Raw genomic sequence first — 11,794 nt, 5'->3', positions numbered from 1 at the left:
ATAGCGGTCTTCCAGATACCTTTTCGTATTTGAAAGACCGCTATCGCGAGCAAGCTCACTCCTACAGGTATTTATTCCACACTAATAAGAAAGGAACCCGCCATGCGTGCATTGGCAGCCTTGAGTCGTTTTGTTGGTAATACCTTTGCGTACTGGGTGCTTCTGTTCGCCATTCTGGCGTTCGTGTTCCCGCAAGCGTTCATCGGGCTCAAGCCCCTCATCGTGCCGTTGCTGGGTCTGGTGATGTTCGGCATGGGCCTGACCCTGAAGCTTGAAGACTTCTCCGAAGTGGCCCGCAACCCATGGCGTGTAGCTCTGGGCGTGGTCGCGCACTTCGTGATCATGCCCGGCGTAGCATGGTTGTTGTGTCAGGTGTTTCACCTGCCGCCGGAAATCGCCGTCGGTGTGATTCTGGTCGGTTGTTGCCCGAGCGGCACCTCATCCAACGTTATGGCGTGGCTGGCCAAGGGCGATCTGGCGCTGGCTGTGGCCATTGCAGCAGTCACCACCCTGCTCGCTCCGTTGCTGACCCCGACGCTGATCTGGTTCCTGGCTTCGGCCTGGTTGCCGGTGTCCTTCATGGATATGTTCTGGTCGATCCTGCAACTGGTGATGCTGCCGATCGTGCTCGGTGTGTTGGCTCAGCGTCTGCTGGGGGCTCGCGTCACTTACGCGATTGACGTGCTGCCGCTGATTTCCGTGGTCAGCATCGTAATGATCGTCTGCGCCGTCGTTGCCGCCAGCCAGGCGAAAATCGCCGAATCCGGCCTGCTGATCATGGCCGTGGTAATCCTGCACAACACCTTCGGCTTCCTGCTGGGTTACTTCACCGGCAAGGTGTTCAAACTGCCGTTGCCTCAGCGTAAATCCCTGGCACTGGAAGTCGGCATGCAGAACTCCGGCCTCGGCGCCGCGCTGGCCAGCGCGCACTTCTCGCCACTGGCGGCCGTGCCAAGCGCGCTGTTCAGCGTGTGGCACAACATCTCAGGGGCATTGTTGTCGACGTACTTCCGCAAGATGAAGGATGACGATGAGCCGGTGAAGACGACAGCGCCGGTTGTTGATTGATTAGTCAGGTGCAACAGAAAAAAGGGGGCCAGAAATCCTGGCCCCCTTTTGTTTAGTACTTGATAACTTCTGTTGGAGCGAGGCTTGCCCGCGAAGAACGATAACGCGGCGTGTCTGACTTACCGAGTCGCAGGTTCGCGGGCAAGCCTCGCTCCAACAAGCGTCATCGGGCACCACCCCGGCGCATCACGCCCGCATTGATGCACAAAATCTGAACCTCCCCTTAAATTGGTTCACCCACCCACGAACCAATCCCCTTTCTTCTCGCCGAACCACCCTGCCGAACCTTTGCACATTGGCCCGTCAGCACTGATCGCTAGCAATCCACCGGCATATTGCGCCTGGAAACTTACCGAACCAATTTCCATTGGCATCGCTCTTGCACCAGCCCTATTGCCTCGAATCACTGCCTGTAGGCAGCTCGGGGCATCTTTTTCTGGTCTGGCGCGAGTACCACGATGCAAAGGTTCGACCCTGACACCCCCATCGACAACGCTTCGAAACTGGCGCTGGATGCCTTGCGGCAGATCGTCGCCCAGCACGCGGCGTTCCCCCAGCGGGCGTTGCCTACCGAGCGTGATCTGGCTACGGATTTCGGCGTCAGCCGCCGGGCGATTCGCCGGGCGCTGTCGGTGCTCGAAGCTGAAGGGCAGATCTGGCGGCGGCAAGGTAAAGGAACCTTTGTCGGCCCCACGCCGCCCAGCGCTGCAATGAGCTTCGCCCGGCTTTCTGGACGGACCAATTTCAGCGAGGTCATGGAAGCCCGCCTGCATCTGGAACCGGCATTGGCGTCTCTGGCCGCAGTTCGTGCCAATGGCGAACAGATGGCGATTCTGCGGCGTCTGGCTGAACGCACCACACGTCAGCAGGCTGCGGAGCACCCTGATGCCGAAGGCATTGAACTGTGGGACAGCGCACTGCACCGCGCCATTGCGGAAGCAGCGGGTAACCGCCTGATGCTGGACATCTTCGAAATGCTCGATGCGATCCGTCTCGACCCGGCCTGGCGCGACTTGCGCCACCGGGCACGTAACGCCGACCGCCTCGATACCTATAGCCATGACCACGACGACATCGTCAGCGCCATCGAGACTCGTGACCCGATCAAGGCCGCCACGGCCATGCGCGGCCATTTGCGAGCGCTGCAACAGGCGCTGGATAACGTCATCAATCAAGACCTGGAGGCCAGCTTATGAGCGGCACCGCCTCAACCACCGATAACACAGTCCTCAGTGTCAACGACCTCACCGTACGCTTTGCAGGAGCACCGGCCAACGTGGTCGATGGCGTTTCGTTCTCCGTCAAGCGCGGCAAGACCCTGGCCATTGTCGGCGAATCCGGCTGCGGCAAAAGCGTGACCTCCATGGGCCTGATGGGTCTGTTGCCTGCGACTGCCAAAGTGGGCGCCAGCGACTCTTTGCTGATAGACGAAGCGTTGCTGGGCATGTCCGAAGAGCGCTTGCTCGACGTGCGCGGCAATCGCATGGCAATGATCTTTCAGGAACCGATGACATCCCTGAATCCGGTGTTCACCATAGGCGAGCAGATCGCCGAAAGCGTGATCCGCCATCAGGGCCTCTCGGACAAAGACGCCCGGCAACGGGCGCTGGAAATGCTCGAAAAAGTTCGTGTACCGGATGCCCGCCAGCGGCTCGACGCCTACCCTCACGAACTCTCCGGCGGCATGCGTCAGCGGGCGATGATCGCCATGGCACTGGCCAACGATCCGGCGCTAATCATTGCCGACGAACCGACCACCGCACTGGACGTGACCATTCAGGCGCAGATCCTCTCGCTGATCGCCAACCTGCAGACCGAAACCGGCACCGCGATGATCCTCATTACCCACGATTTGGGCGTGGTCGCCGAAGTCGCCGACGACGTGATGGTGATGTACGCCGGTCGCGTTGTGGAAAGCGGCCCGGTAAAGACTCTGTTCGACGATCCGCAACACCCTTACACCATTGGTCTGATGGGTTCGATGCCGTCCATTGGCCCGCGCGAAGGTCGCTTGGCGACGATCAACGGCCGCGTGCCGACCCCGGCAGAAATGCCCGGCGGTTGCCGCTTCGCCGGGCGCTGCCCGTTTGTCATCCAGCAATGCCGGGAAGAGCGACCGCCGCTGCTTGAACTGTCTCCCGGACACTTCGCCGCGTGCATCCGCGCGCCTTTGGAACAGCATGTGGGAGTCAGCGCGTGAGCCTTTCTGAACGCAACCTCGTCGAGGCCGCCAGCCTGCAAAAGCCGATCCTCGAGGGCATCGGTCTGAGCAAGCATTTCGCGGTAGAAAGTGGCTTGTTCCAGCCAAAGAAGCCGCCCGTGCAGGCGGTCAATCAGGTCAACCTTTCAGTGCGCAAAGGTGAAACGCTGGCGCTGGTGGGCGAATCAGGTTCAGGTAAATCAACCCTCGGCCGTTTGCTGCTCAACCTGCTGCAACCGACAGCAGGCGATGTGATTTACGAAGGCCGCAACCTGGCCAATCTGCCTCCGGAAAAACTGCGTCAGGTGCGCCGCGACTTGCAGATCATTTTCCAGGACCCGTTCGCCTCGCTGAATCCGCGCATGACGGTGGAATCGATTGTTGGCGAACCGATCTGGCTGCACAGCGAAGCCAGTCGCAGCGACCGTCAGGCCAAGGTTGCAGAGTTGCTGCGCACCGTCGGTCTGGCCCCGGAGCACGGCGGCCGCCATCCTCACGAATTTTCCGGTGGTCAGCGCCAGCGTATCGGTATTGCCCGCGCACTGGCTTCCGATCCACGCCTGATCCTCGGTGACGAGCCGGTCTCGGCACTGGACGTTTCAGTGCAGGCTCAGGTCGTCAATCTGCTGGAAGACCTCAAGCATCAGTTTGGTTTGACGCTGGTGATCGTCGCCCACGGTCTGGCTGTGATCCGCCACATGAGCGACCGGGTCGCGGTGATGTACCTGGGGGAAATCGTCGAGCTGGCGCCGGTCAACGCGCTGTTCGAAAACCCTTTGCATCCTTATACCCAGGCGCTGATGGCCGCCGTACCGGTCAGCCACCCGGACTTGCGCCAACCGCGCCCTTTGCTCGGCGGTGACATGCCAAGCCCCAGCCGCCCGCCTTCAGGTTGCCGTTTCCATACCCGTTGCCCGCATGCCCGTGCGCTGTGCAAAGAAGCCGTGCCGGTCATGGAAACCGTCGAGGCCGAGCGTCAGGTGGCGTGCCACTTCTGGCGTGAAATCGCCAACGCAGGCAGCGGCACCTTGATCCTTCCTACACCCAGCGCTGCTTACACCCAGCGCCTGAATCTGTTCAAGAACCATCAATCCCTTGCAGTGGAGAGCCAGCCATGAAAATCGCACGCGTCATGACAGGAACATTGTTATTGCTGGCCGCCAACGCCGCCTTTGCCGAATCGACGTTGCGCATCGGCATTCAGGACGATCCTGATGTGCTGGATCCGCATCGTTCGCGCACCTATTCCGGCCGCTTGGTGTACACCGCGCTGTGCGACAAGCTGGTGGACGTCAACCCGGACCTGACCTACGCGCCACAACTGGCCACTGCCTGGAACTGGAGCGAAGACGGCAAAACCCTGACCATGACCTTGCGCGACGGCGTGACCTACCACGACGGCGAACCGTTCGATGCCGCCTCGGTGAAGTTCAACCTGGATCGCGCCCGCACCCTTCCCGACTCTCTGCGTAAAAGCGAGCTGGCCTCGGTGGACAGCGTGGAAGTGATCGACGCAAAAACCGTGGCCATCAAACTCAAGCAAGCCGATGCCACGCTGGTTTCGCAACTCTCGGACCGTGCAGGGATGATGCTCGCGCCGAAAGCCGCTCAGGGCGAGTTTGGTTCGAAACCGGTCTGCTCCGGCCCTTACAAATTCGTCCAGCGCGTGCAGCAGGATCGAATCGTGCTGGAGCGTTTTGACAACTACTGGAACAAGCAGGCTTATCACTTCGATAAAGTCGTGTTCCTGCCGATTCCAGACACCTCGGTACGCCTGGCCAATCTGCGCTCTGGCGATCTGGACATCATCGAGCGCGTTGCACCGACCGACGTAAAAACCGTCAAGGGCGACAGCAAGCTGGCGATCTATAACACGCCAGGCCTGGGCTACATGCAGTTGATGTTCAACATCGGCAATGGCGAAAAAGCCAACTCGCCGATCGGCAAAGACAAGCGCGTGCGCAAGGCGTTTGAGCTGTCCATCGACCGCGATGCGATCAACCAGGTGGTCTTCGAAGGGCTCTATGCACCAAGCGCTCAACCGTTCCCGAAAAACAGCCCGTACTACGATCAGGATCTGCCGATCCCGGCTCGCGACGTCGAGAAGAGCAAGGCGCTGCTGGCTGAGGCCGGCGTGAAACTGCCTTTGGCAGTCGAACTGAAAGTGGCCAACAACCCGATTGCGCAACAAGTCGGGCAGATCATCCAGGCCATGGCTGAAGAGGCTGGTTTCAAGGTCAATCTGGTTGCCACTGAATACGCCACGATGCTCAGCGAACAGCAAAGCGGCAACTTCCAGATCGGCATGAGCGCCTGGTCGGGCCGTCCTGATCCGGATGGCGACATCCATCAGTTCGTGACCTGCAAAGGTGGCCAGAACGACGGCAAATACTGCAACGCCAAGCTCGACGAACTGCTGAACAAGGCGCGCACCGTCAACGACGTTCCACAACGTCAGGCGCTGTACAACGAAGCCCTGCGTTTGCTGGCCGACGAAGTGCCGACCGCGTACCTGTATTTCGACCCACGCATCATTGCCATGCGTAACAACGTGACCGGCTTCGTACCAAACCCGGACGGTCTGATTCGTCTGACCAACGTCGCGTTCAAACCATGACTGACGGACGCACCTGCGAGGTTCCGGCATGCTGATGTTCATCCTGCGACGCCTGCTCAGCTCGATACCGACGCTGATTCTGGTTTCGCTATTCGTCTTCACCTTGCAGAAGTTGCTGCCGGGTGACCCGGTGCTGGCCATGGCCGGGGAAGAACGTGACCCGGCGGTCATGGAATACCTGCGCGACAAATACCGGCTCGATGATCCGATCCCGTTGCAGTACCTGAACTGGGTCGGCAACGTCCTGACCGGCGACTTCGGCACCTCACTGCGCACCGAACAGCCGGTCACCACGCTGCTGGCGTCCAAATTGCCGGTGACCATCGAGTTGGCGGTACTGGCGTTGTTGATCGCGCTGTTGATCGGCATCCCCACCGGGATTATTTCGGCGGTGCGCAAAGGCACCGCCGTGGATTACGGAGCCAACGTGGTGGCGCTGTCGGGGATTTCCATTCCGCATTTCTGGCTGGGCATCCTGCTGATCATGATCTTCGCCGTGAAACTGCAATGGCTGCCTGCCTCCGGCTTTGTGCCCATGGGCGAGGACTTCGGGCAAAACCTGAAGACCTTGATCCTGCCAGCCTTCGTGCTGGGGGCCGGGCTGTCAGGGATTCTCATGCGCCACACCCGCAGCGCGATGCTTGAGGTGTTGCGTACTGATTACGTCCGCACTGCGCGGGCCAAAGGACTGTTCCCACGCACGGTGATTCTCAAACATGCGTTACGCAATGCGCTGATGCCTATCGTGACCCTGACCACGTTGCTGTTCGGTGAACTGCTTGGCGGCGCAGTGCTGACCGAGCAGGTGTTCAGTATTCCGGGCTTCGGCAAGATGATCGTCGATGCCGTGTTCAACCGGGATTACGCCGTGGTGCAAGGCGTAGTGTTGTGTGTCGCGATTGGCTTCCTGATGCTGAACCTGCTGGCCGACGTGCTTTACCGTCTGATCAACCCGCGTCTGAGGACTGCCTGATGACCGCTATTGCCAGCCTCCCGCACAGCGCGATCCTGCCCCGCAGCCGCTCGCCGTTCCTGAAAAAATTCCTCGCCAACAAAGGCGCGGTGATTGGCGCGGCGGTGTTGCTGCTGTTTGTACTGGCGGCCCTTCTGGCGCCGTGGATTGCACCCCATGACCCGCTCAAAGCCAACTTCCTCGCCGTACGCAAGGCGCCCTCGCTGATTTACTGGCTGGGCACCGACGAACTGGGTCGTGATCTGTTTTCACGCTTGCTGTATGGCGCCCGCAGTTCGCTGCTGGCCGGTGGTGTGTCGGTGGCCATCGCCATGTGCATCGGGGTTCCTCTGGGCCTGCTCGCCGGATACTTCGGCGGCAAGCTGGACATGGTCATTTCGCAGATCATGGAAGCGCTGTTGTCCTGCCCGTTTCTGGTGCTGGCCATCGCGCTGGGCGCATTTCTCGGCCCAAGCCTGACCAACGCGATGATCGCCATCGGCCTGTCTGCCATGCCGATCTTTGCCCGGCTGACGCGCGGCCAGGTGCTGTCGATCAAGCATGAGGATTATCTGGAAGGGGCTCGCGCGATTGGTCTGCCGGATCGCTGGATCATCCTGCGTTACGTGCTGCCCAACGTGATGTCGCCGCTGGTGGTGCAAGCAACGCTGACCATCGCTTCGGCGATTCTGGCTGAAGCCAGCTTGTCCTTCCTCGGTCTGGGCCAGCAACCGCCCTCGCCGTCCTGGGGCTCGATGCTCAATACTGCAAAGAATTTCATGGAGCAGGCTCCGTGGATGTCGATTGCGCCCGGCGTGGCGATCTACATCACGGTCCTGTGTTTCAACCTGCTGGGTGACGGCCTGCGCGATGCGCTGGACCCCAAAGGCTAAACCTTTCGTTTTCTGCCAAAGAGAAACGCTTATGTTCGATGATCTGGATTACAGCCAACCTTACGCTTCGGCACGCTCACCGGTGATGGGCAACAACATGGTCGCCTGCTCTCAGCCACTGGCCGCTCAGGCCGGGCTGGACATGCTGCGCAAAGGCGGCAACGCAGTCGATGCTGCCATTGCTGCGGCGATGGTACTGACCGTGGTCGAGCCAACCGGTTGCGGGATTGGCAGCGATGCCTTTGCTATCGTCTGGGACGGCAAAAAGCTGCAAGGCCTGAACGCCTCCGGCCGAGCGCCACAAGCCTGGACGCCCGAGTACTTCGCTGGCCAAAGCCAGATGCCGCAACGTGGCTGGCCCGCCGTCAGTGTGCCGGGTGCTGTATCGGCCTGGGTCGAGTTGTCCGAGCGTTACGGCAAACTGCCCTTCGCTACCCTCGCTGAACCCGCTATCGGCTATGCCCGCAATGGCTATCAGGTCACGCCGATCATCGCCGAGCTGTGGAAACGCGGCTCGCAACTGCTCAAGGATCAACCGGGCTTTGCCGAGTGCTTCATGCCGGGCGGCAAGGCACCGCTGGCTGGTGAAAAAATCCAGCTCAAGGATCACGCTCGCACCCTGGAGCTGATTGCCCAGACCAAAGGCGAAGCGTTCTATCGCGGAGAACTGGCCGAAACAATCATTGCTCACGCCAACGCCAATGGCAGCGTCATGAGCCTCGACGATCTGGCGACACACACCGTGGACTGGATCGAAACGCTGTCGGTGCCGTACGCCGGTGCGGTGGTTCACGAACTGCCACCTAATGGCCAGGGCATCGCGACCCTCGCGGGTCTGACCATGCTGGAAGCGCTGGGCGTCGGCGAGCATCCGGTGGACAGCCTTGAGACGGTTCACCCAGTGCTGGAAGCGATGAAGCTTGCCCTTGCCGACCTCGACGAACACGTCGCCGACAGCGATCACATGCGCGTGCCTTCCGAAGATTTGCTCGGCAAGGCCTACCTGATGGAACGCGCAGGGCTGGTGACTGATCAGGCTGCGAATCCCGGTCACGGTTCACCAAAGCCGGGCGGCACCGTGTACCTGTCGGCTGCCGATGAAAGCGGCATGATGATCTCGTTCATCCAGTCCAATTACATGGGCTTTGGCTCCGGCGTCGTCGTGCCGGGCACCGGCATCAGCATGCAGAACCGCGGCGCGGGCTTCTCGCTGGACCCGCAACACGTTAACTACGTTGCACCGCGCAAGCGTCCGTTCCACACCATCATCCCCGGATTTGTGATGAATGCCGACGGCACGCCATTGATGTCATTCGGTTTGATGGGCGGCCCGATGCAGGCACAGGGTCATTTGCAGATGATGATGCGCATTCTGCGTTACAAACAGAACCCGCAAGCCGCCGCCGATGCACCGCGCTGGAGGATCGAGTCAGGTCTGAAGGTTGCCGTGGAGCGTGCGTTTGATCCTGAAGTGGTCAAAGCCCTGCGCGCCAAAGGCCATGACATTGATGTCGAAGAACCAAGCGGCGTGTTTGCGTTTGGCGGCGCGCAGATTATCCAGCGCACGGCCCATGGGTATGTGGGTGGGACTGATCCGCGGAAGGATGGGTTGGTGGCGGCTTACTGACTGACGCGGTTAAATCTGGGGAATTCTGGCTTGGCCTGCAAGCTTGCTCCGACCTCGTAGGACTGGCGCGGTCTATGTGGGAGCTGAGCTTGCTCGCGATAAACGATGACGCGGTCTGCCCGAAACACCGCAGCGCCTCCATCGCGGGCAAGCCCTGCTCCCACAAGGAACCGTGTACATCATTTAAGGCCAAGGTTTTCCAGGCCTCACAACCCGTGTAGCCTCTGCCCTTTGAACATCCTTGAGCACATCTCTCATGACGCTTTCAAAGATCAAACAGGCCAGCCTGATCGCCCTCCTCGGTTTCAGCGCGCTGCTGCACGCCGCGCCGCAGACCATCGACGTCTACCGCGACCCGAATTGCGGTTGCTGCACCAAGTGGATGGCCTACCTCAAAGAAAACGGTTTTACCGTTAATGATCATCCCGAAGACAACATGAGCGCCGTGAAGGAAAAGCTCGGCGTGCCCGAGAAACTCGGCTCATGTCATACCGGAGTGATCAATGGCAAGTTCGTCGAAGGCCATGTACCAGTCTCGGAGATTCGCGAACTGGTCGCGCAAAAAGACCTGATCGGCGTCGCTGCACCCGGCATGCCGATGGGCTCGCCGGGTATGGAGTCGGGTAATCGGAGAAGCGCTCACCAGATCATTGGTCTCACGGCTTCGGGTGAAGAGCGGGTAGTAGCGGATTACCCGGCGCAGTAAGTTTCCCCGCCAGGCACAAACCCTGTAGGAGCTGCCGAAGGCTGCGAATGGCGGTGTATCAGGATTAACGCTTCGCAGCCCTCGGCAGCTCCTACAAGAATTGCATTCCAAGGTTTACTGCATCAACGAATAAACCAGCGCCAGCATCGACACGACGCCCACCACCACGACAAACACATTGGACGCCTTGCCTGCGTATTGACGCATCGCCGGGACTTTGTGGATGGCGTACATCGGCATCAGGAACAGCAACGCGGTAATGATCGGCCCGCCAAGGGTTTCGATCATGCCGAGGATGCTCGGGTTAAGCGTGGCAACAGCCCAGCACACCACCAGCATCAGTGCCGCAGTCAGGCGATCAAGCGCTTTGGGCGCGGGACGCAGGCCGGTTCTAACCACAATGCCTTTCAAACCTTCACTGGCACCGATGTAATGGCCCAGGAACGATTTGGCAATCGCCACGAAAGCAATCAACGGCGCGACAAACGCGATGGTCGGGTTGCTGAAATGGTTAGCCAGGTACGACAGGATCGAGATGTTCTGGGTCTTGGCTTCAGCCAGTTGTGCCGGTGACAGGGTCAGCACGCAGCTGAACACGAAGAACATCACCATGATCACCATCAAACCGTGAGCCCGCGCGAGAATCTGCGAGCTGCGACCTTCAGCCTGAGCGCCATACATGCGCTTCTGGTCAACGGCAAACGCCGAGATGATCGGCGAATGGTTGAAGGAGAACACCATCACCGGAATCGCCAGCCAGAAGGTATGCAGGAAAGCAGAAGGCTCCGGCAGCGTAGTGGCCGTGGTGAGAATGCCGCCGTTCCAGTGCGGAATCAGGAACACCGCCAGGAACAGCAGCGCCACGATGAACGGATAAACCATCAGGCTCATCGCTTTGACGATGAACCGCTCGCCACAACGCACAACAGCCAGTAAGCCCAGGATCAGCACAAACGCCAGCAACGCGCGTGGTGGCGGTTGAATGTGCAGTTGGTGCTCAAGAAAGCTGCCGACCGTGTTGGTCAGCGCCACGCTGTAGATCAGCAGAATCGGGAAGATCGCGAAGAAGTACAACGCGGTGATGAGCGTGCCGGCGCTTTTGCCGAAATGCTGCTCAACGACCTCAGTGATGTCTGCGCCTTCACGACCGGACAGCACGAAACGGGTCAGACCGCGATGCGCGTAGTAAGTCATCGGAAACGCCAGCAACGCCAGGGCCAGCAACGGCCAGAAACCGCCAATACCTGCGTTGATGGGCAAGAACAACGTGCCTGCGCCGATGGCGGTGCCGAACAACCCGAGCATCCAGGTGGTGTCATGACGACTCCACGCCGCAATTGGTGTAGCGGCTGCATCGAAACGCTGTTCGACGCTATTGGCCTGATCATTCATCCGGTCGAATCTCCGTGCCGGTTAATACAACATGGCAGGGACGCGTCAGAAAACTGGGCAGTTTCGCGTCCCCTCAGAAAAGAGGGGCGCGATTGTCCGGGATTACGCCGGAAAATCAAAGGTTTGTCGGACGGGAAGAGTGTGATCGGGACAGTTCTTACGCTGTTTGTCTGCGAGCTAAAGTACAAAGTGGCAGATTCTATGTTTGCTCGAAAGCCGGTCCCACGCCATCGCGCCAATATCGGGATCATACCTGTGGGAGGCGTTGGTTGGACGGGGGGTGGGGGGGGGGGGGGTGTTGTTTTTTAGGTGACACCACAAGCCCCGGACACAAACCCA

11 protein-coding genes are annotated in these 11,794 nt (G+C 59.9%); 9 read left to right on the top strand and 2 right to left on the bottom strand.

The window, feature by feature from the left end; translation table 11 throughout:
* Positions 1-102 precede the first annotated feature (102 nt).
* On the top strand, positions 103-1,068 hold the full coding sequence (locus tag ACYASS_RS17650) for a bile acid:sodium symporter family protein (protein ID WP_463587066.1): 966 nt from the start codon (positions 103-105) through the stop codon (positions 1,066-1,068).
* Positions 1,069-1,301: 233 nt separating this feature from the next.
* Here the strand turns inward: ACYASS_RS17650 and ACYASS_RS17645 are convergent, their stop codons facing one another.
* Positions 1,302-1,442 (bottom strand): hypothetical protein, encoded by a 141-nt coding sequence (locus ACYASS_RS17645; protein WP_463587065.1) that lies wholly within the window; start codon positions 1,440-1,442, stop codon positions 1,302-1,304.
* Between the two features lie 84 nt (positions 1,443-1,526).
* On the opposite strand from ACYASS_RS17645, the gene ACYASS_RS17640 reads away from it, so the two are divergent.
* The 8 genes from ACYASS_RS17640 to ACYASS_RS17605 all read left to right on the top strand — a co-directional run bounded on the left by ACYASS_RS17640 (position 1,527) and on the right by ACYASS_RS17605 (position 10,063).
* Entirely contained in the window at positions 1,527-2,264 is a 738-nt protein-coding gene (locus ACYASS_RS17640) for a FadR/GntR family transcriptional regulator (protein ID WP_463587064.1), read from the top strand.
* Positions 2,261-3,268, top strand: coding sequence for an ABC transporter ATP-binding protein (locus ACYASS_RS17635; protein ID WP_463587063.1), 1,008 nt, complete (start codon positions 2,261-2,263; stop codon positions 3,266-3,268). The genes ACYASS_RS17640 and ACYASS_RS17635 overlap by 4 nt, the downstream gene beginning before the upstream one ends.
* Complete coding sequence (locus ACYASS_RS17630; RefSeq protein ID WP_463587062.1) at positions 3,265-4,386, top strand: ABC transporter ATP-binding protein; 1,122 nt, start codon at positions 3,265-3,267, stop codon at positions 4,384-4,386. Before ACYASS_RS17635 ends, ACYASS_RS17630 begins: the two co-directional genes overlap by 4 nt.
* Positions 4,383-5,885, top strand: a complete 1,503-nt coding sequence (locus ACYASS_RS17625) for an ABC transporter substrate-binding protein (RefSeq protein ID WP_463587061.1) — start codon at positions 4,383-4,385, stop codon at positions 5,883-5,885. The genes ACYASS_RS17630 and ACYASS_RS17625 overlap by 4 nt, the downstream gene beginning before the upstream one ends.
* Positions 5,886-5,913: 28 nt before the next feature.
* Complete coding sequence (locus tag ACYASS_RS17620; protein WP_027898078.1) at positions 5,914-6,858, top strand: ABC transporter permease; 945 nt, start codon at positions 5,914-5,916, stop codon at positions 6,856-6,858.
* Positions 6,858-7,730 (top strand): ABC transporter permease, encoded by an 873-nt coding sequence (locus tag ACYASS_RS17615; protein ID WP_243248205.1) that lies wholly within the window; start codon positions 6,858-6,860, stop codon positions 7,728-7,730. Before ACYASS_RS17620 ends, ACYASS_RS17615 begins: the two co-directional genes overlap by 1 nt.
* 31 nt (positions 7,731-7,761) lie before the next feature.
* Positions 7,762-9,357 (top strand): gamma-glutamyltransferase family protein, encoded by a 1,596-nt coding sequence (locus ACYASS_RS17610; protein WP_463587060.1) that lies wholly within the window; start codon positions 7,762-7,764, stop codon positions 9,355-9,357.
* A gap of 256 nt (positions 9,358-9,613) precedes the next feature.
* The gene (locus ACYASS_RS17605; RefSeq protein WP_099269114.1) at positions 9,614-10,063 is read left to right on the top strand and encodes a DUF411 domain-containing protein; all 450 of its coding nucleotides are present in this window, start codon (positions 9,614-9,616) and stop codon (positions 10,061-10,063) included.
* Between the two features lie 114 nt (positions 10,064-10,177).
* Here the strand turns inward: ACYASS_RS17605 and ACYASS_RS17600 are convergent, their stop codons facing one another.
* Positions 10,178-11,455 (bottom strand): aromatic amino acid transport family protein, encoded by a 1,278-nt coding sequence (locus tag ACYASS_RS17600; protein WP_463587059.1) that lies wholly within the window; start codon positions 11,453-11,455, stop codon positions 10,178-10,180.
* Between the last annotated feature and the right edge of the window lie 339 nt (positions 11,456-11,794).

Source organism: Pseudomonas sp. HP_14, from assembly GCF_055283875.1.
Note: the sequence above shows the minus strand (reverse complement) of the source record. Positions and strands in the feature narration are given on the sequence as shown.